Genomic DNA, 23,178 nt, shown 5'->3' on the forward strand with positions numbered 1-23,178 from the left:
GGTAACCAATGAAACAGGAGTTACGTGGTACGATGCCGCAACAGCTGGTAATGTAGTAATACCAACGACGGCTTTGGTAAACGGAAGAACCTATTACGGTTCGCTAAAAGTAGGTACTTGTGAAAGTCCAACGCGATTGGCAGTAATGGTAACGATCAGCGATCCAAAAACACCAACAGGAACTGCAGCACAGGAATTTTGTAAAAACAGTAATGCTACCGTGGCAAGTTTGGTAACCAATGAAACAGGAGTTAATTGGTACGATGCGGCTACTTTAGGTAATGTAGTGAGCTTAACAACCGCTTTGGTAAACGGAACAACATATTATGGTTCACTAAAAGTAGGTACTTGCGAGAGCCCAACAAGATTGGCAGTAACAGTAACGATCAGCGATCCTCAGACACCAACCACAGCTAACAGTTCACAGGAATTCTGTAAATCTTCGAATGCTACAATTGCGAGTCTGGCAACCAATGAAACAGGAGTGATTTGGTACGATGCCGCTACTGCGGGAAATGTAGTGAGTTCAACAACAGCTTTGGTAAACGGAAGGACATATTACGGTTCGCTAAAAGTAGGTACTTGTGAGAGCCCGAAACGTTTGGCTGTAACAGTAAAGATTAGTGATCCTCAGACACCAACCACGGCTAACAGTACACAAGAATTTTTGAAATCGAGTAGTCCGACAGTGGCAAGTTTGGTAACCAATGAAACAGGTATTAGTTGGTACGATGCGCCTACAGGTGGAAATATAGTGAGTTTAACAACTGCTTTAGAAAATGATAAAACTTATTATGGTTCATTAAAAGCAGGTACTTGTGAGAGTCCGACCCGTCTGGAAGTGAACGTTAAACTAAAAGATCCAAAAACACCAACGACAAATGATCCGACACAGGAATTTTTGAAATCAAGCAATCCGACCATTTCGAATTTGGTTACTAATGAAACAGGAGTAATTTGGTACGATGCCCCAACCGGAGGCAACGTAATTGATCCAAAAACAGCGTTAACAGATGGAAAGACCTATTATGGCGCAATAAAAGACGGCAGTATTGAGAGTCCGACACGATTAGAAGTTAAAGTTATTCTGAAAGATTCATTGGATATTGGTTTAGAAATGACAGTTGATAATCCTACACCGGATATTGGACAGCAGGTCGTTTTTACCATTACAGTAGAGAATCGGGGAGCAATTGATGTTAAAGATATAATTATCAGCAATAAACTTCCATCAGGATATGATTATGTAACATCGCAGGTTTCTTCCGGAAATTATGGTGTTATTGATGGAGTTTGGACATTGCCAATAGTACGAACTCAGGAAAGTTATACACTTTTGGTTACTGCAATAGTAAAAGGATCGGGTGATTATCTGAATGTAGCCTATTTAAAATCTTCGGATCCTGAAGATTCTAACGCAACTAATGTGAAAGCAGAAGCATCAATTCAAATTAAAGAAGTTGTTGTCTACAATGCGCTTTCATTGGGAGGAGATGGTACAAACGATTATTTAAGAATTGATGGTTTACAACAGTATCCAAACAATACACTTGAGATTTTTAACTCAACAGGGATTCCGGTTTTCAAAACCAGTAATTATGGAAATAACAATAATGTTTTCCGAGGTATATCTGAAGGAAAATATACGATTAGTAAAGGCAGTGGGTTACCAACAGGAACGTATTTTTATATTCTGCGTTATGAAACTAATGGTATAATGAAAGAAAAAACAGGTTATCTCTATATAAAAAATAACTAAAACAAGAGGAGCAATTAATTGATTTAGATAGTTTATTACTCTTTATTATTGATATAAGTAAAGATAAAACACAACAATATGGTTGAGATCGCAAGTCAGTCAAGTTTATGGTTAAACTTGACTGACCTTGTTTTGGCATAATACAGTTTACTGCTAAAAAAGTATAGGGAAAGGATAAGAATAAGAAAATAATTATTAAAGAGAAACCTTTTCTCCATTTAATTGACCATTTATTTCAAGATTACTACTCATTATTACAATTGACCTTTATACAGTTTCTATGATTATAAATTTGTACTGTAGAAATGCAATTTAGAATTTCAGAAGTGAAGTTAATTTAAAGAAAGTTTTATTGTTAATAGAAGTTAAATTGAAAGGGCATCAGTTATGGAAAAGAAAAAAGGTTTAGTGTTTGACAGTCAAAGGTATTTTGGCAAATTTTTAAAGTACGAGTTCAAGAACAATTTTGAATTCGATTCATATAAAAATACTAGAAATTTTGATGACTCAGTAGAAGGCTATAATGTAGTAGTCTTTATGATATACAGTGATAATGAGTTAGTGGATATGATGCAACTCTATAGGAGAGGAGTTCCTCTTATTTTATGTTGTCTGGATGGTAGAATGAAACTGAAACTGAAGAAAGTTAAAGATGTTTTTCTTCTTGATTGTGATAAAGTTAAAGCAGAAATGAGATTAGAATTGGGGCTTTGCATCAATTCAGTTGCATAGGTGTAACATTTAGTATCGCAATATATTTTATCAAGATTCGTCTAACGGCTTATATTTATTGTTTATGAAAAAGATTGTCTGTCAATACGATTCCAGTCTGAATTGGGTTGAGCCATTGGCCAAACAGCTCAAAGGCAAGGCAGAAGGTAACTTTATTAAAGCCTCACCCCATATACAGACAGGAAACCGCTATTTTTTTAAATGTAGAGAGGGTATATCCGCACTGTATCTTGATATTGAATACAATACGGATTTGCTAATAGTTCAGAAAAGTAAGGAGGATAATTTCATTGGGATTTATTATGATCTGACTGATGTGGGGGAAATTAAGGTCTCCTCAAAAAATAATTCAGACGCTCTGAGAAGATCGGGATTTGATTTATCAGTTATTGATGGAACATTACAATTGGAAAGTTTAGTAAAAAAAGGAAGCCGAACATTTGCTTTGTGCCTGTTTGTTCGAAAAGATTTATTTTATTCTTTTACTAATGGAGAGAAAAGGATTCACAATTTCTTTCAGACTGAAAATAATATTCTGGCAAAATTTGGAAGAATGAGCCCTGATAGTTATGCTCATCTAACAGAACTGCGTCGAAAAAAAGTAGGAAGTCCCAGTTTCGATTTAGATTTAGCTGCAACGGTTTATTTGTTAATCTCGGATCTTTTGGAAACTGTTTTGGTAGATAAAAGCAAGAATTTAGAAATTAAAGAAAATGACTTATTAAAAATTATAGATTCGGAAAGAATTTTAAATGAGAACCTTGAAGGAAGTTTTCCGGGTATTGAGGTGCTTTCTGATCAGGTGAATATGTCTCCTTCAAAATTTAAATATGTCTTTAAAAAAGTACTTAAAACGAGCCCGCAATTGTATCACATGAACAATAAATTGTACAAAGCAAAAGAACTTCTCGAACAAAAAGAGTTATCGGTAACTCAAATTTCGGAACAGTTTGGTTTTTGCAATGCCGCTTACTTTGGAATGGCTTTTAAAAAAAGGTACCATATGTCCCCGAAAGTATTTGCTCAACAAGTAATATGAACAAATTCGAATATCGTTATGGATTATCTTCGCTCTGGTTTAAAGAACTGGCAGCGAAGACGGGAGTTCATTTAATTGATGACAAGATTATGATGATTCCCGATAATGTCGGAAAAGGGTATGCGTGTTTTCTTGAAGTCATTCCGGGGATGTCATTACTTTTATTAGATTTAGTACTAACAGCACCTTTAAGAATTAAACAGCAGGCAAGTCATGATGATTTGTATATCATAAACTTTGATCTTAGCGAAGAGATCAACTGGATTCAGATTCGCGATATTAGTTATAAAGTAGGCTCTTTAGCGAATTTGGGACTCTTTGTATGGAAGAATAGCATAGAAAATATTTATGAACATACAGCCGGAAAGAGGATATTTACAATGCGTTTAATCGTGGATCAGAAATTACTTCGTCCAATGTATGTTCACAAACTAAAAGATAAATTTGAAAGCAAAGAACTTTGTTTTCACGATCTTATTGACAGCAATAGTAGAATACTGATCGATTCGATAAAGAATAAGGATGTTTTAAATCAATTTTCCAGTTTCTATCTCAAAGGAGTAGCTTTAAAATTATTAGGAAACTTTATTCAGCGGTATTCAGATGCTGTTTTGCCTTCGTGCAGGATAAAAAAAACAGACCTGACCGGCATGGAGATTTCTAAAAAGTATTTACTGCATAATTTAAAAAATAAATTCCCCGGAATTGGAGAGTTGTCAAAAGTTGCCAATATGTCGACTAGTAAATACAAAAGACTCTTTAAAGAAATTGAAGGTGTTACACCAAATGATTTTTTTAAAAAAGAAAAAATTATTCTGGCACATCAATTATTGTGTAGCGGATCTTATGATTCTATTGTTCGGTTGGCCTATGATCTTAATTTCACCAGAGTAGATTATTTTTCAAAAAAATATTTTAAAGTTTTTGGAAGAAACCCTTCCGAGGATTTGATTGAAAAATGTAAATAAGTATTTTTAGAACAGATGCTGTTTTCTCAAATTAAGTTTTAGAAAACAGCTTTTCTAATGTAAACCCGGATAACTTTAAACCTTTTACTGCTGGCATAAATGGTTATACCGGCAGGTTTTTCTCAAATGCCGATCCAAAAGAGAAAAACGAATCGGTGCTTCCTACACCTTCAATTTGATGAATTTGCTCGTATAAAATTTTGCGAAGCTCTTCATTATTAACTGCCACAATTTTAATAAATAAGGCATACTTTCCCGAAACCCAATGGCATTCTACAACTTCTGGAATTTCTTTTAATTTTTCGGCAATAGAATAGGAAAATCGTGCTTCTTTAGTCACAATTCCTGTATAAGTAGTGGTTTCAAAACCAATTTCTTTAGGATTTAATTTTACCGAAAAACCGGTAATAATTCCCGATTCCTGTAATTTTCTAACTCTTAAATGTACCAATGAATTGGATATGTTTAGTTCCTTGGCAAGATCTGAAAAAGAGATTCTTCCATTTTCACTTAGTTTATGTATGATTTCGCGGTCTAAATAGTCAGTATTTTCATTCTTCTTGATACTTGGCATGGTTTGGCGTAGTTTAGAGATTTCTATTATTTTGACAATTCTTAAGTTAAAAATGATTTTATAAGTGTCAAAATTACAAAAAAAATGATGTGAAATGTCGAATTTTAAATAAACGTAAAAGTAAGGTGTTATAATAACACTTTTATATATAAATTTGTGTGATAATCACACTATTTTAACAAAACGGAAATGGATAAAAATCAATTACTTATGAAATTATGGGAGCAATATGCCAATATTACCCCATCTGCAAGAAGAATACATGAATTACTGGAAGAAAGAGGAGAAGAGATAAAAAATGACCATATAGCGATTCGTACTTTTAATGATAAACGTGTAAATATTGAGGTTTTAGAAAAACCTTTCCTGAATGTTGGTTATGAAGCAAAAGGAGAGTATAATTTTGAAAGCAAAAAACTTTTTGCCAGACATTATGAGCACGCTACCGATAAAGATGCACCAAGAATTTTTATTTCGGAGCTGGAATTAGAAAAATGTTCTTCTGAGTTACAGGAAACAGTACAGAATATCCTGAACAGTTGTGATCAGAACTTATTTAACGATGCTGAATTAGTTTTAAGCGGATCGGTATGGAAAGGGAATTCACAGGCTATCTATAAATCTTTATTAGAAGAATCGGAGTATGCGGCCTGGATGTATGTTTACGGTTTCAGAGCCAATCACTTTACAATTAGTACTAATGCTTTAAAAGGATTTAACACCTTAGAAGAACTTAATACTTTTTTGGAAAACAGCGGATGGAAACTGAATGCTTCCGGTGGAAAAATCAAAGGAACTCCGGAGCAATTATTAGAGCAATCGAGCACGCTTGCTGATCTGTATGCAGTAGATTTTGATGAGGGTGCTTTAGAAATTCCATCTTGTTATTATGAGTTTGCCCTCCGTTATCCAATGGCGAATGGCGAATTGTATCAGGGATTTGTTGCATCGTCTGCCGATAAAATATTTGAAAGTACAGATGTAAAGCTGCAGGAGGCTAAATAATTACAGGAAATAAGTATAGTTATCGTTATCATAATCAGTTTTTTATAGTTTAAAACTGGACAACCTATTTTAAAAAAGTCATAATGGCAGTAACAGAATTACAATTCGGAATAAAGGAAGCTTTAAGCCAATTGGGAATAAAAGAAGTTAATGAGGGAACTTCAACTGGAGTGAATCATTTTTCAGGAGGAGAAATTTTGGAGAGTTATTCTCCGGTAGACGGACAATTGATTGCAAAAGTTAAAACATCAACTGCTGCAGATTATGAAAAAGTGATGGAGGCTGCAACAGCTGCTTTCAAACAGTTCAGATTGATGCCAGCACCGCAGCGTGGGGAAATTGTTCGCCAGTTTGGGGAAAAGTTACGTGTGCACAAAGAGGCATTAGGAAAATTAGTTTCTTATGAGATGGGGAAATCTTTGCAGGAAGGTTATGGTGAAGTACAGGAAATGATTGATATCTGCGATTTTGCAGTTGGACTTTCTCGTCAGCTTCACGGATTAACAATGCATTCAGAACGTCCGGGACATCGTATGTACGAACAGTATCATTCGTTGGGAGTAGTTGGAATTATTTCGGCTTTTAACTTTCCGGTGGCTGTTTGGGCATGGAATACAGCTCTGGCCTGGATTTGTGGAGATGTTTGCGTTTGGAAACCATCAGAGAAAACGCCTATTTGTGCCATAGCTTGTCAAAATATTATAAGTGAGGTTATCAAAGAGAATAATTTACCGGAAGGTATTTCAGGTTTGATCAATGGTGATTATACCATTGGAGAGTTATTGACAAAAGACACACGTGTTCCTTTGATCTCGGCTACTGGTTCGACCCGCATGGGAAAAATTGTAGCGCAGGTAGTTGCAGGACGTTTAGGAAAATCATTATTGGAGTTGGGAGGAAACAATGCCATCATTGTAACTCCGGATGCTGATATTAAAATGACGGTTATCGGTGCTGTTTTTGGTGCCGTTGGAACGGCGGGACAAAGATGTACGTCGACACGTCGTTTAATCATTCACGAAAGTATATTCGACAAAGTAAAAGATGCAATAGTAGCTGCTTACAAGCAACTGCGCATCGGAAATCCGTTGGACGAAAAGAATCATGTTGGTCCGTTGATCGATACTCAGGCAGTTGAAATGTATCAGCAGGCGCTACGAAAAGTAGTAGCCGAAGGAGGAAAAATTCTGGTTGAAGGTGGTGTACTTTCAGGTTCGGGATACGAAAGCGGCTGTTATGTAAAACCTGCTATCGCAGAGGCTGATAACTCATTTGAAATCGTACAGCACGAAACTTTTGCTCCGGTTTTATATTTATTAAAATACTCAGGAACTGTCGAGAATGCGATCGCTATTCAAAATGGTGTAGCACAAGGCTTATCCTCAGCAATCATGACTAATAATTTAAGAGAAGCCGAATTATTTTTATCGGTTACAGGCTCTGACTGTGGTATTGCGAATGTCAACATCGGTACTTCCGGTGCTGAAATTGGCGGTGCTTTTGGCGGAGAAAAAGAAACAGGCGGTGGGAGAGAATCCGGCTCCGATGCCTGGAAGGTGTACATGCGCAGACAAACCAATACCATTAATTATACTACTAGTCTGCCATTAGCACAAGGAATAAAGTTTGACTTATAAAATAAACGAATACCAACCGTTTTTCTAAAAGTCAAATCAAAGAGAATACCGCACTTTATAAGGCAGTTCTGTAATCGAATGTCTCATAAAGTGCTTGCCTACAAATAAAAAAAACTAAAAAAAGCGAAATTTTAATTAACCAAAACCATTACCAAAATGAAAAAACTACTCATTAGGAAGTTCTATTTTCTTCCTTTATTGTTATGCTTGTGGTTGCCAAACATCAATTTTGCGCAAGCAAATCAAGCACAAAAGACCATTTCCGGAAAAGTTACTGATGACAAGAACAATACGCTGCCGGGTGTGAGTATTTCTATTAAAGACTCTAAATACAATGCTGCAACAGATATTGACGGAAATTATACTTTGGTATATTCATCAAGTCTTGTGAATCCGGTTATTGTTTTCTCTTATATGGGATTTATAGAGAAAAGTGAGGCCGTAAACAATCGTGGTGAACTTAATATTACCATGCAGGAAGAAACCAATAAACTGAATGAAGTAGTCGTTATTGGTTATGGTTCTCAGAAGAAAAGCAACGTTACGGGAGCTATTTCTACTGTTAAAAAAGAAAGTTTAGAAACCAGAGCGACAACAAGCCCTTCTGAAGCACTTCAGGGTTTAGTAGCGGGGGTAAACGTGCAGAAAAGCGGTGGTGTGGCAGGTGCCTCTGTGAGCGTAAAAATCCGTGGGGTAAATACCTTTGGAGCTACAGAACCACTTTATATTATTGACGGATTCCAGGGAGATATTAATACGATAAATCCAACCAATATTGAATCGATGGAGGTATTGAAAGATGGTGCTGCGGCTGCTATTTACGGATCTGTTGCTGCAAATGGTGTGATTATCGTAACCACTAAAAATGGACAAAAAGAAGGTGTAAAAATAGATTTCAGCTCTTTTTTAAGTATCACCAATCCATCGAAAACATTAGATTTATTGGATGCTGACGGATATCGCACAGTTCATAAAAGAATGTATGATGAGTATAACAAGTATGCAACTTCACCAAAAGCGCTTCCGGCTTATATAACGGCTCCGTCTGATGTTAATACAGACTGGCAGGATGAAGTTTTTCGTTCCGGATTTACACAAAACTACGGTTTGGGAGTTCAGGGAAGACAAGGTGATTTTAAATTTGCTTTATACGGAAACTTTGTAAAGCAAAAAGGAATTATTATCGACAATCAATTTGGTTCTCAAACAGGAAGTGCAAGGGTAAGTTTCAAAAAATCTATTTTTGATATTGATGGAAAAATGGCTTATATCGGAACACAAAATGCATTGCCTAACTTTCAGTTGAAAGAAGTTTATACAATGTCTCCGTTAGTTCCGGTTTATGATGATAATGAACAATACGGTTATGGATTGACTAACAAAAATGGTTTGCCGGCCGGAACGAACCCGGTTGCCGAAGAGCATTTTAGAAAAAGTAATAATGTAGGGCAGGATATTACAGCTAATATTGCTGCAACGGCCAATATTGCACCTTGGTTCAAATATAAATTGGCCTATTCTTATCGTGTGAAAAATAACCAGCAAACCGCTCATTTTCCTCCATTTATTGCTAATCCAAAAGAGGTACATCTTTATCCCTTGCAATCGGAGTTGAGAACAACTTGGAATGAGCAGATATTAGATAACATTATTACTATCGATAAAACTTTCGGAAAACATGTTTTTGGTTTAATGCTGGGTAATACTTTTAACAGTCAGGCATCCAACTGGAATCAGGTAAGTGTTGAAGGAAAAACAACTGATTATACTGTAGAAAATGGACAGTTGGTTTCTATCGACCGTCCGTCAGGATTTCTTGATCCGGGTTTTGAAACTATCGGAGCCGGAAGAGGAGGGACTTATACTGCAGACGGTTCAAAGTTTCAATACAATCGTGTTTCTTTCTTCGGAAGGTTAAACTATTCTTATAATGATCGTTATTTATTGCAAATGACCGTTAGAAGAGACGGTTCTTCTAAGTTTGGTGCAGACAGCCGTTGGGGAACTTTCCCATCTATCGCCTTAGGATGGAAAATCGAGCAGGAAGATTTTTTCCCGAAAGATATTTTTATCTCTACTTTAAAACTACGTGCCAGCTGGGGACAATTGGGTAACGAAGCTGCTTTAGGATACTATTCTGCTAATACCTTAATTAATACAGGTAACAAGCTAGGTTCAGGCTATGTACAGGGAGTTGGAAGTAATCCCTGGCCGGGAAGTATTGCGGTTGCATTAGAAAACAGAAACTTACAGTGGGAAACTACAGATTCTAAAAATATTGGTATTGATTATACTCTTTTGAAAGGAAAAATCAGCGGTTCGATGAACTACTATCACAATGTGACGGATAATTTGTTGATTACGAAAAAAATGGCTCCATCTGCCGGAGTGGATGATCCGATTCTTAACGTAGGGAAGATTAGCAACAGCGGTTTTGAATTTGAAGTAAATTATCGCGATCAGGTTAATGAATTCAAATACAATGCAGGGTTGAATTTTACAACTCTTAAAAACAAAGTAATATCATTAGCAAATGAAGGTCAGACCATTTATGGTGAAGGATTAAAGTTTGGTGACGAACATTTTCCAACTCAGGCACGTGTAGGAAGTCCAATTAGTGGATTCTATTTGTACAAAACAGATGGTATTTTTCAATCGGTTGAGGAGGTAAATGCTCATAATAAAAACGGTGTTTTATTACAGCCAAATGCAAAGCCGGGTGATATTCGTTTTAAAGATATAAACGGAGACGGAGTTATTGACGATAATGACAAAGCTTACTCCGGAACAGGATTACCAAAAGTTGAGGTTAACCTTACTTTGGGAGCCAGCTACAAAGGATTTGATTTTTCAGCATTGATTGGAAGCGGCTGGGGGAATAAATTGTACAACGGAAACCGTTATTTTTACGAGTCTATGAGTTCAGGAACTAATATGCTAACTTCTACATTAAACTCATGGACACCGGATAACCGTAGTGATATTCCAAGAGCAGTATTACAGGATCCTAACGGAAACAGTCGTGAGTCAGATCGTTTTCTGGAAAGTGGAAATTTTATAAGAATGCGTCAATTGCAGTTTGGATATACGATACCAAGCAAAATGTTAGGCAAAGCAAAAATAGACAAGCTTAGAATTTATATCAGTGCAGAGAATTTATTTACGATCACCAATTATTCAGGTATTGATCCTGAGTTTTCACGTGCTTCGGTACTTAATACCGGTATTGATCGTTTTGTGTATCCATTTACAAGATCGTTTGTATCGGGTATTCAGTATATATTTTAATTCTATTTTATAAAAGACATCATCATGAAAAAGATATTTTTATTATTTTCCACTATAGGTTTGCTGACTATAACAAGCTGTAGTGATTATCTGGAGCAGCAATCTCCAGACCAATTGACCTCAGAGAATTTTTGGAGAAATAAGGCCGATGCCGAATCTGCTTTAGCGGCCACTTACGGACAGCTTGAATGCGCTACCAACGAATGGTCTTTTGCCGAAATAAAATGGCCGGTAGAAGCCTATCGTGAAGACATCAACGAACTGGGAAGCGATGCTTTGAACTACCAAAACTGGGTGGAACTTTCAACTTTTACTTATACGAACGGGAATAGTCAGTTTACCAGTTATTGGAAAATTAATTACAGAGGGATCAGTAATGCCAATCAGGTGATTGATAAATTACCAAAGGTTCCGGCTTCTGCCATAACAGATGCTGACCGTAAACAAATTGAGGCGGAAGCTCGTTTCTTACGTGCTTATTACCACATGAAATTGCTTTTGAACTGGGATAAAATTTATGTTAGAGATAAATACGTAACCAAAGAAAGCGATTTAAATGTTCCGTTATCGACAAGATCGGAGGCCTGGGATTTTATCACAAAAGAATTTAAAGCGGTGGCAGACATACTTCCTGCGAAGCAAACTTCTGATAAAACAGGACGTGCAACAAGCGGAGCAGCCAACAGCTACCTTGGATTTGCATATTTAACCAGAGCTTATGAAGAAACAGCTCAAAAGCAAGCTTTTTTAAACGAAGCGCTTACTGCATTGAATAAAGTTCAGGGGTATGAGTTAGTTAAAGATTATGTATCGATGTTTGACGGTACCGTAAAAAACAGTAAAGAGTCTATTTTTGAATTGCAATTTTCTGAAACTACTGCTAACGGTGCTTTCTACCGTAATGCTCTTCATTATTGGATGGCAGCGGGAGAACTTGGCGGATGGGACGAAATTTTGCCAAGCCCTATGTTGGTAAACGAATTCAAAAAAGAAGGAAAAATTGCGACGACAGGAAATTATGATACGCGTTTTTACAGTACTATTTTCTTTAAAGATCCTTATTTTAATGATGCCAATAATCCTTTGGTATTAGGCACTACTTATGATGAAAAGTTTGAAGGAAAGGACAAACCGGTATACCGCAGATACATTCCAAGTACTCAGGACAAAATGAATCAGGAGTTTACGGCAATCAACATTCCTTTGATGCGATATGCGAATGTACTGTTGATGCAGGCTGAGGCACTGAATGAGTTAGGGCGTACCGGAGAAGCTATTCCGTATATCAATAAAGTTCGTGAAAGAGCTGATATGCCAGCCATGACCGGAACAACTGCAGCAGCTGTTAAAGCTCAGATTGAACACGAAAGAATCATAGAATTTCCATTAGAAAACTACCGTTTTTATGATTTACGTCGTTGGGGAAAAACGAAAGCAGCACTTGATGCAGTAGGACGTAGCGGTTTTGATGCAGCAAAAAACAATTTTTACCCAATTCCATTAACGGAATTACAAACAAATTAATTCAATGAATTGATTTTAATACCGATATAATATGAAAATATTGGATTAAAATAGAAATGAAATTGATATAACTTTAAAAAGAATAGCCTAATTTTCGGGCTATTCTTTTTATCTGATAAGTAAGGCAGCGATTGTTTGTGCTGACTTCATTTTATCAATTCTAACACATCATAAAAACAAAATAACATGAGAAAAAAGGAAATACTTTTTATTCTTGCGTCCTTTTTTATAGTTCAATCAGGCTGGTCTCAGAAGAAATATCCAAATTTAGAAGCGGCCCAAAATAGCATAAACTATAAAGGGAACCCCCTAAATGCGACAGATCGAAAATCACTGGCGTTTTCAGATAAAGGGGCTTGGTTTGGATTTGGATTTTTAGAACCATCTGTAATACAGGCCGGATTTTCCGGGCCTTTTTTAATGACAGAACAAAATGGTGTCTGGTTAAGTCCTTCGTTTGTTTCTTTAGAGCTTACGGATGAAAACAAAAAAGAGGCCATTCAATGGAAAAATACACTGGTGAACCAGAACAGCTACAACAGTCATTTGGAACAGTCATTTAAAAACGAAAAGTTAACGGTAAAACAGCAGTTGGTTTATTTGTCCGGTCATTCGGCTTTACAAAAAACAAGCATTACCAACACATCAGGAAAAACAGTAACCCTTTTTCCGTCCTACCACTCAACACTTTTTTTAAATGATTTAAAACTTTCAAAAGAAGATAAAACTTTAAAAATTGTTTCAGCTAAAAGCACAGCAACAGGGTACATTCAGTTTTTGAATAGCACTCCTGAAATTGAAATTACGAATCAGGGGTACAAAGCTCAGACAGAGAAACTGGTTCTAAAACCAAATGAAACTAAGGAAATAGTGGTTTCTCAAACCTTCATTTTTTCTCAGTATTCCTGGAAAACCGAAAATGAAAACATTGCTAAAACAGCATTCAATACCTTACTAAACAACACACAAAAAGAAAAAGAAAATCAACTGGTGCAGTTAATTGCCAGGAAGAAAAATATTTACAAAGAGGCAGTTTACTCTAATTTGATTGCTAAACTGCTATTGACTTTACAAAACAATACCCGAATTGCTGCCGAAGGTTTGAAACACGGTGGACTTTTTCCGAGCTACAATTACGAATGGTTTCATGGTTTCTGGGCGTGGGACAGTTGGAAACACGCCGTTGCAGTTGCTAATTACAATTCAGAACTGGCAAAAGATCAGATGCGTGCTTTGTTTGATTATCAGGAGCCAAACGGGTTTATTCCGGACTGTATTTACAGAAACAATCTTCTCGAAGAAAACAATTACCGAAATACTAAAGCACCGCTTGCAGCCTGGGCCATCTGGAAAATTTATGAAAAATCAAAAGACATTAATTTCATAAAAGAGTTTTATCCGAAGTTGAAATTATATCACAATTGGTGGTACAAAGACCGCGATCACGATCAGGATGGTTTGTGTGAATTTGGTTCTACAGACGGAACTGTGATTGCAGCAAAATGGGAAAGCGGAATGGATAATGCCGTTCGTTTTGACGACAGTAAAATTCTGAAAAATGGAGAAAAAGCCTTTTCGTTAGATCAGGAAAGTGTAGATTTAAATTCCTTTTTATATGCCGAGAAAAATTATTTGCAGAAGATGGCAGAAGTTTTAAAACTAACTGAAGAATCGAAAAAATGGAAGGGAGAAAGTACTGCTTTGAAAGTTAAAATTCAAAATCAGTTTTGGGATGCTGCTACAGGTTGGTTTTACGATACAACTATCGATGGTAAAACCTTGATAAAAGCAATGGGGTGTGAAGGATATTTGCCTGTTTGGGCAGAAGTTGCTACCGCTGAGCAAGCACAGTTAGCCAAACAAAACATGCTTGATACGGCCAGTCTGAACACTTTTGTTCCTTTACCTACACTGGCAGCCAATCATCCAAAGTTCAAACCGGACAATGGGTATTGGAGAGGACCGGTCTGGCTTGATCAAAGTTATTTTGGTATAAACGGATTGGAAAAGTACGGCTATGTGAAAGAAGCAAACGAACTGGCTCATAAATTAATTTACAATGCCGAAGGAGTTTTAGACAAAGGAACTTCTATCAGAGAAAACTACCAGCCCATTACCGGAAGAGGACTAGAAGCTTACAATTTTAGCTGGTCGGCTTCCCATTATTTAATGCTGCTTTTAGAAGATAAGTAGTATATAAGTTGTTATAATATTTTAATACATAGGAGCATAGATTATAAATGTTATAAAAAGACGTTTCACTTATTTTTAATGCACATAAGCTATGTGAGAGAAACGTGTTTCTTTTTTAAGAATATGACCTATGTTTCTATGTGTTTCATAAAAATTTACAATTTGCATCCGACAGCTTAAAATAACTATCTAAATTTGATTAACACCAATAGTACAAATTATGTTCAACCACAACAGATCACTTACCAAAATAGTTGCAACGGCTTTGCTTATTGCGGGCTGTAGTACAACAACCATTTTTTCTCAAAGTAAAAAAACGACAGCGACAGAAAAAAAAGATCCACAGCGTTTTTTCTCAAAACCAGATTTGATGCAGATCGGTGTTTACTATTATCCGGAACAATGGCCAAGAGAGCAATGGGAACGCGATTTAAAAAACATCAAAAAACTGGGATTTGAGTTTACACATTTTGCCGAATTTGCCTGGACGTATATGGAACCGGAAGAAGGCAAGTATGATTTTAAATGGCTGGATGACGCTTTGGCAATCGCCGAAAAAGAAGGTTTAAAAGTGATTCTTTGCACCCCAACACCAACTCCGCCGGCATGGATGGGGGAAAAGTACCCTGAAATTTATCTGGTAGATGCAAGCGGACGTCGCAGAGAGCATGGAAACAGAGCCAATCAATCGGTTTCAAATGAAAAGTACAGAGCATTTGTCGAAAAGATAGTGACTGAACTTGGGAAAAGATACGGAAAGAATAAAAACATTATGGGCTGGCAAGTGGATAACGAGCCGGGAGCTCCGGATGATTTTAGTCCATCTGCGCAAAAAGGATTTCAAAGATGGTTAAAGGCAAAATACGGTACAATCGAAAAATTGAATGCCGAGTGGCTGGGAAGTTTTTGGAGTATTCGCTATAACAACTTCGAACAGATTGCTATTCCAAATGCTGAGATTTATTTTGAAGACAAATTGAGTCCGCATGCCATATTAGATTTCAAAAGATTCACGGCAGATTCACAAGCCGAATATTTGAATTTACAGGCAGAAACACTTCGAAAATATGTTGATCCAAAGCAATGGATTACGACCAATTATACGAATGTAGTTTATGGTGCAGACCCAAGAAGAACCGATAAGATGGATTTTGCCACCTACACTATGTATCCGGTGAGTGGGAGAAATCAGTTAGGAGGTCAGAACTTTAGAATGGGGCACCCGAATAAAATATCCGAAGCCAATGATTATTACAGATCGATTAATGGGGTTACGGGAGTTATGGAAATGCAGCCGGGACAAGTGAACTGGGCGAGTATTAATCCGCAATTGCTTCCGGGAACCGTTCATATGTGGATTTCACAAGCTTTTGGAGGAGGCTGCTCTTTCACCTGCACTTATCGATACAGACATCCACTGGGAAGCAGTGAAATGTATCACGACGGAATCGTAGGTACGGATGGCGTAACCTTGACTACGGGAGGAAAAGAGTTTGTACAGTCAATCGAAGATATGAAACTGCTTCGAAAAGAGTACAATCCGAAAGCGGTACTTCCTGCTGATCTTGCCAAAAGAAAAACAGGATTTTTATGGAGTCATGAGAATCTGTGGGATTTGGAGAACCAAAAACAAACGGAGTTCTGGAGTACGTGGAGACATCGAAATACCTATACTTCAGCAGTAAAATCGACTGGGGCGCCAATGGATTTTATTACAGAAGAAGATGATTTTTCGGCTTATCCGTTTATTGTAGCACCGGCTTATCAGCTGATCGATCAGAAATTGGTAGAAAAATGGACGAAATATGTAGAAAATGGTGGTAACCTGATTTTGTCCTGCCGTACCGGTCAGAAAGATAAAAACGGACATTTCTTTGAGGCTAAATGGAGTGCGCCAATCGTTCCGTTAATTGGTGCTGATGTAGACTTTTTTGATATGCTTGTAGCGGATGTAAATGGAACCATAAGTTCCGGAAACAATACTTATAAATGGAATACCTGGGCAGATGTTTTAAGTCCGAAACCAGGAACAGAAGTTTTAGCAACGTATGCTGATCAGTTTTATAAGGGAAAAGCAGCAGCAATTACGAGAAAACTGGGGAAAGGAACGGTTACGTATGTAGGAGCAGAGAGTAAAGATGGTGATCTGGAAAGACGAGTAGTGAGATCGGTTTACGAACGTTCCAAAGTTGCTATCGAAGATTTGCCAAAAGGAGTTTTTGTAGAATGGAGAGACGGGTTTTATACGGGAGTAAATTATACCAATGAGCCGATACAGTTAGCAATTCCTCAGGGGAGTAAAATATTGGTCGGACAAAATCCTTTACAACCGGCTCAGGCGATTATTTGGAAATAAAGTAAAAGTCTGCCACTAATTCACGAATTTTTTAAGTGGCTTGCGTACAGTAGTTCGTGAATTACTTCGTCCGTTCGTTATCGCTCGGGGTCGCGACTAAAAAATAAAATAAAAACAATTTAATATAGTATCAATGATTTTTTCAGAAGCAGCTATTCAGGATTTAGTAAAAGAACATTACGGATTAACCGTTACCGTAAAAGCATTAAATGGATATGACGAACTGAACTTTCTTTTATCAAATGAGAAGAATGAAAAGTACATTCTAAAAGTTTCAAACGAAAGTCACCCTTTTCCTTTTTTAGAAGCGCAGATTAATATCATTCAGCATCTAAAAAAGAGCCCTGTTTCAAGTTGTTTTCAGCATTTCAGTATCAATAAATATGGAGAAGAACTGACTAAAATTGTCGGTAATTCTCAAACGTACTATATCAGAATACTGAACTTTTTGGAAGGTGTTTTTTGGGTGGATGAAAAAGCTAAAACAAAAGAATTACAATATGACCTGGGGAGCTTTTTAGGAAAGATGGATCATGCTTTACAGGATTTCTCACATCCTGCCATGCATCGCAATTATACTTGGGACATCAGTCGTGCGAGTGAAGCAGCGGACAATTTAAAATATATTCTAAATCACGAAAAAAGGCGTATTGCTGGCTATTTCCTATTGCAGTTTGATACAGAAGTCTTGCCTCAATTGCATCGCTTGCGTCATGCTTATGTACATAACGATGCCAATGATTATAATGTATTGGTACAGGACAATCGTGTTAGTGGTTTAATCGATTTTGGCGATATGGTTTATACCGCTTTAATCAACAATTTAGCGATAGCCTGTACGTATGCGATGCTGGATGAAGAAGATCCGCTGGCGGTTGCAGCATTGATCGTTGAAGGGTACCATAAATCGTATGCTTTAACCGAGCAGGAATTGGATGTATTGTATTATCTGATTGCCGGAAGACTTTGTATCAGTGTAACACAATCCGCTTATAATGCCTCATTAGACAGCAACAACGAACACCATTTTATAACCGAAAAACCGGCGTGGAATTTATTGTTTAAACTGATTCAGATTAATCCAATCAAAGCGCAGGATGCTTTTAGAAAAGCCTGTGGTTTTGAAGGAGTAATTACTACTGACGATTACAGTGATTTATTGGAAGTTCGAAAAAAGAAAATAGGACGTAATTTAAGCATTGGTTATCAGGATAAGTTAAAAATTGTAAAAGGTGCTTTGCAATATTTATACGATGATAAGGGAAGAACCTTTGTAGATTGTGTCAATAACCCTTCGCATGTGGGACATTGTCATCCGGTCGTGGTTCGAAAAATGCAGAAACAGATTGCCACTTTAAATACCAATACCCGATATTTAAATGACGCTATAACAGCTTATGCCGAAAAACTTACTGCAACCTTACCTTCAAAGCTGAGTGTTTGTTACTTTGTTAACTCGGGGAGTGAGGCCAATGATCTGGCGATTCGAATGAGCCGTCATTTTACCAAACAAAAAGATATTATTGTATTAGATCATGCCTACCACGGAACTTCTACCGTTGCAATGGAAATGAGTCCGTATAAATTTGACAGTAAAGGTGGATTTGGTCAAATGCCGTGGATACACAAAGCGATTAATCCTGATTTGTATCGCGGCCCGTATAAATATGGTGATACCAATGCGGGAGAAAAATATGCTGCCGATGTGCAAAGAATAATAGAGGACTTGAAAGAAGAGAGCAAAGCTCCTGCGGTATTCATCTGTGAAACCTTATTGGGAGTAGGAGGTCAGATTCCGTTACCGGAAAATTATTTAAAAACAGCGTATGATTATGTCAGAGCTGCCGGAGGAGTTTGTATTGCTGATGAAGTTCAGGTTGGATTTGGACGAATCGGAGACCACTTTTGGGGCTTCGAATTACAAAATGTAGTTCCGGATATCGTGGTATTAGGAAAACCAATTGGTAACGGACATCCTCTGGCTGCGGTGATTGTAACGGAAGAAATTGCGGATGCCTTCAACAACGGAATGGAGTATTTTAACACCTTTGGCGGTAATCCCGTATCGATGACTACAGGATTGGCCGTATTGGATGTGATTCAGGAAGAAGAAATGCAACAGCATGCTCTGGAAACCGGAAATCATTTAATGGATGGTCTTAGGAAATTAATGGCGAAATATCCAATTATTAGTGATGTTCGCGGACATGGTCTGTTTATTGGTGCCGAAATGGTAAAAGACAGATCAACCATGGAACCTGCTGTTCCCGAAATAGATATTGTAGTAGAAAAAATGAAAGCCCATGGCTACTTATTAAGCACAGATGGTCCATTGCACAATGTTTTGAAAATAAAACCTCCTATGACATTCAACAAACAAAATGCTGATGAAATGGTGCGATTATTAGATATTGCTTTAAGCGAATTGTAGATAACGATTACACACAATATTGTCATTTCGAGGAACGAGAAATCACACTAGAAACCCGACAAAGAAGTTTCCATTCTGAACGGGATCCCGCTTGTGATTTCTCGTTCCTCGAAATGACACTTTACTTAATATAAAGTATTAAAATGAATAACCATACTATTCTTTCTGAGGCTACCATTCCTCTTGAAAGTCTCGAAAAACAATTAGAAGGTAAATTATTCTACGATCATACCATGCGCTTGCTTTATGCAACTGATGCGAGTGCCTATAAAGAAATGCCGCTCGCAGTTGCTATTCCAAAAACAAAGGAAGATATTCAGAAGATCATTGCTTTTGCGAGAGAGTATAAAAGCAGTGTAATTCCGCGTGCTGCCGGAACATCGTTGGCGGGACAGGTTGTGGGGAACGGAATCATAGTAGATATTTCGCAGGAGTTTACCAAAATTATATCGGTCGATGAGATCGCTAAAACGGCATGGGTCGAGCCCGGAGTTATACGTGATGAACTGAACCTTCATTTGAAACCTTATAAGTTGTTTTTCGGACCTGAAACTTCGACGAGCAATCGCTGTATGATTGGCGGAATGGTGGGTAACAATGCCTGCGGTGCAAGATCCGTTATTTATGGATCGACCCGCGAACACGTGCTTGAAATCAAAGGCTTTTTGGCCGATGGTCACGAAGTCACATTTGGCGCGTTAACCAATGCTGAATTTGAAGATAAATGTAACGGAATTAACGTCGTAAGTCCATTGGAACAGGCCATTTATGTTCAGGTCAAAGAAATACTATCGTCAGCATCAAACCAAATTTTGTTTGAAGATCACTTTCCTAAAAAATCAATTCCAAGAAGAAACACCGGTTACGCTTTAGATTTACTGGCCGATACAATGCCTTTTAAAGATTCAGAAGAGCAATTCAACTTCTGTAAATTAATAGCAGGATCAGAAGGAACTTTGTTCTTTTCGACTGCTATAAAATTGAATTTGGTCGACGCATTAAAACCTTATTCTGCATTGGTGTGCATTCATTTTGAAAGCATTAATGAATCACTTAAAGCCAATATTGAGGCTTTAAAATTTCAACCGGATAGCGTGGAGTTAATCGATCATTATATTCTGGAATGTACAAAAGAAAATATTGAGCAAAGCAAGAATCGTTTTTTTGTAAAGGGAGATCCTCAGGCAATTTTAGCCGTTGAATTTTTAAGAGATTCTCCTGAAGAAATTGACGCCATTGCCAAAGAAATGGAAGCTTTGCTTCGTTCTAAAAATTTAGGGTATCATTTCCCAGTTGTTTATGGTGAGGATACCAATAAAGTGTGGGCTTTGCGTAAAGCAGGACTGGGTTTGCTGTCTAATATTCCCGGTGATGCCAAAGCGGTTGCCGTAATTGAAGATACAGCAGTAGATGTAAACGATTTACCGGATTTTATCGAAGATTTTAATGCGATCTTAAAAAAGCGAAATCTAAATTGTGTGCACTATGCGCATGCGGCAACAGGAGAATTGCATCTTCGTCCGATTATTGATTTAAAAACGGAAGAAGGGACGGCGCTTTTCAGAACTATTGCGACAGACATTGCACATTTGGTTAAAAAATACAAAGGCTCTTTAAGCGGTGAACATGGAGATGGAAGGCTTAGAGGGGAATTTATTCCGCTGATGTTAGGCGAGGAAATCTATCAATTGTTTGTTCAGATTAAGGAAACCTGGGACCCATGGGGTATTTTCAATCCCGGTAAAATCGTGAATACACCACCGATGGATACAAATTTAAGGTATACTGCCGGACAGGATACCCCGATGCCGGAAACTTATTTTGATTTTTCGGAACACAATGGAATTTTACGTGCTGCTGAGATGTGTAACGGATCCGGAGATTGCCGAAAAACCGAAAAAAGCGGTGGTACCATGTGTCCGAGTTATATGGCCACACGGGACGAAAAACATACCACGCGCGCCAGAGCAAACATGCTGAGAGAGACGATAACCAACTCTACCCAGGCTAACAAGTTTGATGATGACAATCTTGTTGCCGTTTTGGATTTGTGTTTGAGCTGTAAAGGCTGTAAATCAGAATGTCCTTCGAATGTGGATATGGCCAAATTAAAGGCTGAAACGTTACAACAATATCACGATAAAAATGGAGTGAAATTTCGTTCCAGACTTATCGGGAATACTCCCAAAATAAACAAATGGTTTGCCGCGATTCCGTGGATGTATAATTTATCCACAAAAGGAGCTTTGGGGAATGTGGTTAAAAAAACAACAGGATTTGCTACAGAAAGAAAATTGCCCTTGATGCATAAAATTACTTTCGCCAAGTGGATGAAAACGTATCGTCAAAAAGGGGATTTTAGTAACGGAAAAGTATATCTGTACAATGATGAATTTTTAAATTATTATGATGTCGAAATAGGGCAGACCGCGGTACAATTACTGAATCGTTTGGGGTATCAGGTCGAAATTCCAAAAATTGGGATTAGCGGCAGAACCTATCTTTCGAAAGGAATGCTGAAAGAGGCCCGTGAAATTGCCGAACAAAACATTAGAGATTTTGAGCAGGCGATTCCACAGGATGGTATTCTGATCGGAATTGAACCCTCAGCGATCTTGACTTTTCGAGATGAATACCCCGATTTATGCCGAGGAGAATTAAAAGCGAAAGCAAAAAACTATGCTGCAAAAGCTTTCCTGATCGAGGAATTTTTGGCAAAAGAACTGGAGGAGGGCAGAATTTCTTCAAGTAATTTTACCGATAGGCAGGAACGTGTACGCATGCACGGACATTGTTTTCAAAAAGCCTTATCGTCATTGGTGCCTCTTAAAAAAATACTGGCTTTGCCCGAAAATTATACGGTTCTAAACATTCCGAGTGGTTGCTGTGGTATGGCTGGGTCTTTTGGCTATGAAAAAGAACATTATGAGTTGTCGATGAAAATTGGCGAGTTGGTTTTGTTTCCAACCATTCGTTCTGAAGAAGAAGCCACTCTAATCTCTGCCTCAGGTACCAGCTGCAGGCATCAGATTACTGATGGTACGGGTAGAAAAGCACAACATCCGGTTGAGATCTTGTATAAAGCATTAAAATAGGTTGTAATGGACCTTTTTTGAATTTTTAAATAATTCTAAAATGTAGAAAAACAGATTTTATTACTGAAATTAAGGCGTTTAACTTTCAAAAAAACAAAAAGTGTAGTAGAAATAGTTTTCGACGAACGATTTTTTTATCTCCAGTAATCAGGACTGTGGCAACTTGTTAATCAATTGTTTATAGTTTGTTGATAAATAATAGCTTATGTTTATTTTTTTAACAAGCATTCAAAAGAATAATATTTAAATTTGAGTAGAGGTTAAAGGTTTGTCATTTTAAAACATCTATTATGGAAAAAGCTATAAAACTAAAAGTTCGCAAGGAATTAGATGGTCGCCAACAGTTGAACATTATAAAACTTAAAGGAAGTTTAATTTCTAAAGGGTATACAGAAATCATACATATTCTGGATCAGGATGATGAATTTCATATTAACTCTTTTGAAACACGATCTGAAAGTACTAACGAAGTCCAGGAGTTTATTACAGCTTTTATACACAGAGAAAACCTAACAGATACAATCTCGTTTTACAAATAATACTTTTACAGTAAACGATAAATAATGCATAAAAAACA

At 37.3% G+C, this 23,178-nt stretch carries 14 protein-coding genes; 13 read left to right on the forward strand and 1 reads right to left on the reverse strand.

Annotation, left to right across the window (positions count from 1 at the left end):
* The 4 genes from C245_RS0113600 to C245_RS0113615 form a co-directional block, all read left to right on the forward strand.
* Nucleotides 1-1,759 (forward strand): gliding motility-associated C-terminal domain-containing protein (locus tag C245_RS0113600; protein WP_017497151.1); only part of this gene is annotated, 1,759 nt, incomplete at its 5' end.
* Between the two features lie 387 nt (nucleotides 1,760-2,146).
* Nucleotides 2,147-2,491 carry a hypothetical protein gene (locus C245_RS0113605; protein WP_017497152.1) on the forward strand — a complete coding sequence of 115 codons (345 nt, stop codon included), beginning with the start codon at nucleotides 2,147-2,149 and terminating at the stop codon, nucleotides 2,489-2,491.
* 64 nt (nucleotides 2,492-2,555) lie between these two features.
* On the forward strand, nucleotides 2,556-3,530 hold the full coding sequence (locus tag C245_RS0113610; protein ID WP_017497153.1) for an AraC family transcriptional regulator: 975 nt from the start codon (nucleotides 2,556-2,558) through the stop codon (nucleotides 3,528-3,530).
* On the forward strand, nucleotides 3,527-4,498 hold the full coding sequence (locus tag C245_RS0113615) for a helix-turn-helix domain-containing protein (protein WP_017497154.1): 972 nt from the start codon (nucleotides 3,527-3,529) through the stop codon (nucleotides 4,496-4,498). Before C245_RS0113610 ends, C245_RS0113615 begins: the two co-directional genes overlap by 4 nt.
* A gap of 103 nt (nucleotides 4,499-4,601) precedes the next feature.
* On the opposite strand, the gene C245_RS0113620 is transcribed toward C245_RS0113615, so the two are convergent.
* Entirely contained in the window at nucleotides 4,602-5,072 is a 471-nt protein-coding gene (locus C245_RS0113620) for an Lrp/AsnC family transcriptional regulator (RefSeq protein ID WP_017497155.1), read from the reverse strand.
* Nucleotides 5,073-5,261: 189 nt separating this feature from the next.
* Here C245_RS0113620 and C245_RS0113625 point away from each other — a divergent pair, with 189 nt between their 5' ends.
* The 9 genes from C245_RS0113625 (at nucleotide 5,262) to C245_RS0113665 (ending at nucleotide 23,140) form a co-directional block, all read left to right on the forward strand.
* On the forward strand, nucleotides 5,262-6,077 hold the full coding sequence (locus C245_RS0113625; protein ID WP_017497156.1) for a DUF1338 domain-containing protein: 816 nt from the start codon (nucleotides 5,262-5,264) through the stop codon (nucleotides 6,075-6,077).
* Nucleotides 6,078-6,160: 83 nt separating this feature from the next.
* Entirely contained in the window at nucleotides 6,161-7,714 is a 1,554-nt protein-coding gene (locus tag C245_RS0113630; protein WP_017497157.1) for an aldehyde dehydrogenase family protein, read from the forward strand.
* A gap of 156 nt (nucleotides 7,715-7,870) precedes the next feature.
* Nucleotides 7,871-11,002 (forward strand): TonB-dependent receptor, encoded by a 3,132-nt coding sequence (locus C245_RS0113635; RefSeq protein WP_051041444.1) that lies wholly within the window; start codon nucleotides 7,871-7,873, stop codon nucleotides 11,000-11,002.
* Nucleotides 11,003-11,026: 24 nt separating this feature from the next.
* Nucleotides 11,027-12,526, forward strand: coding sequence for a RagB/SusD family nutrient uptake outer membrane protein (locus C245_RS0113640; protein WP_017497159.1), 1,500 nt, complete (start codon nucleotides 11,027-11,029; stop codon nucleotides 12,524-12,526).
* 186 nt (nucleotides 12,527-12,712) lie between these two features.
* Complete coding sequence (locus tag C245_RS0113645) at nucleotides 12,713-14,719, forward strand: trehalase family glycosidase (protein WP_017497160.1); 2,007 nt, start codon at nucleotides 12,713-12,715, stop codon at nucleotides 14,717-14,719.
* A gap of 220 nt (nucleotides 14,720-14,939) precedes the next feature.
* Nucleotides 14,940-17,075, forward strand: coding sequence for a beta-galactosidase (locus C245_RS0113650; RefSeq protein ID WP_017497161.1), 2,136 nt, complete (start codon nucleotides 14,940-14,942; stop codon nucleotides 17,073-17,075).
* A gap of 133 nt (nucleotides 17,076-17,208) precedes the next feature.
* Nucleotides 17,209-19,506 carry an aminotransferase class III-fold pyridoxal phosphate-dependent enzyme gene (locus C245_RS0113655; RefSeq protein WP_017497162.1) on the forward strand — a complete coding sequence of 766 codons (2,298 nt, stop codon included), beginning with the start codon at nucleotides 17,209-17,211 and terminating at the stop codon, nucleotides 19,504-19,506.
* Between the two features lie 143 nt (nucleotides 19,507-19,649).
* Nucleotides 19,650-22,601: an FAD-binding and (Fe-S)-binding domain-containing protein gene (locus C245_RS0113660; RefSeq protein WP_017497163.1), complete on the forward strand. Its 2,952-nt coding sequence runs from the start codon at nucleotides 19,650-19,652 to the stop codon at nucleotides 22,599-22,601.
* Nucleotides 22,602-22,891: 290 nt separating this feature from the next.
* Nucleotides 22,892-23,140, forward strand: a complete 249-nt coding sequence (locus C245_RS0113665) for a hypothetical protein (RefSeq protein ID WP_017497164.1) — start codon at nucleotides 22,892-22,894, stop codon at nucleotides 23,138-23,140.
* Nucleotides 23,141-23,178: the final 38 nt, after the last annotated feature.

The sequence above is a fragment of the Flavobacterium sp. WG21 genome (assembly GCF_000335775.1).
Lineage (GTDB): Bacteria > Bacteroidota > Bacteroidia > Flavobacteriales > Flavobacteriaceae > Flavobacterium > Flavobacterium tructae.

What these genes read in the sequence shown, in the direction of transcription:
- C245_RS0113630 (WP_017497157.1), top strand. Translation starts at nt 6,161, where the DNA reads ATGGCAGTAACAGAATTACAATTCGGAATAAAGGAAGCTTTAAGCCAA.
- C245_RS0113660 (WP_017497163.1), top strand. Translation starts at nt 19,650, where the DNA reads ATGAATAACCATACTATTCTTTCTGAGGCTACCATTCCTCTTGAAAGT.
- C245_RS0113615 (WP_017497154.1), top strand. Translation starts at nt 3,527, where the DNA reads ATGAACAAATTCGAATATCGTTATGGATTATCTTCGCTCTGGTTTAAA.
- C245_RS0113655 (WP_017497162.1), top strand. Translation starts at nt 17,209, where the DNA reads ATGATTTTTTCAGAAGCAGCTATTCAGGATTTAGTAAAAGAACATTAC.
- C245_RS0113610 (WP_017497153.1), top strand. Translation starts at nt 2,556, where the DNA reads ATGAAAAAGATTGTCTGTCAATACGATTCCAGTCTGAATTGGGTTGAG.
- C245_RS0113650 (WP_017497161.1), top strand. Translation starts at nt 14,940, where the DNA reads ATGTTCAACCACAACAGATCACTTACCAAAATAGTTGCAACGGCTTTG.
- C245_RS0113605 (WP_017497152.1), top strand. Translation starts at nt 2,147, where the DNA reads ATGGAAAAGAAAAAAGGTTTAGTGTTTGACAGTCAAAGGTATTTTGGC.
- C245_RS0113665 (WP_017497164.1), top strand. Translation starts at nt 22,892, where the DNA reads ATGGAAAAAGCTATAAAACTAAAAGTTCGCAAGGAATTAGATGGTCGC.
- C245_RS0113645 (WP_017497160.1), top strand. Translation starts at nt 12,713, where the DNA reads ATGAGAAAAAAGGAAATACTTTTTATTCTTGCGTCCTTTTTTATAGTT.
- C245_RS0113635 (WP_051041444.1), top strand. Translation starts at nt 7,871, where the DNA reads ATGAAAAAACTACTCATTAGGAAGTTCTATTTTCTTCCTTTATTGTTA.
- C245_RS0113625 (WP_017497156.1), top strand. Translation starts at nt 5,262, where the DNA reads ATGGATAAAAATCAATTACTTATGAAATTATGGGAGCAATATGCCAAT.
- C245_RS0113620 (WP_017497155.1), bottom strand. Translation starts at nt 5,072, where the DNA reads ATGCCAAGTATCAAGAAGAATGAAAATACTGACTATTTAGACCGCGAA.
- C245_RS0113640 (WP_017497159.1), top strand. Translation starts at nt 11,027, where the DNA reads ATGAAAAAGATATTTTTATTATTTTCCACTATAGGTTTGCTGACTATA.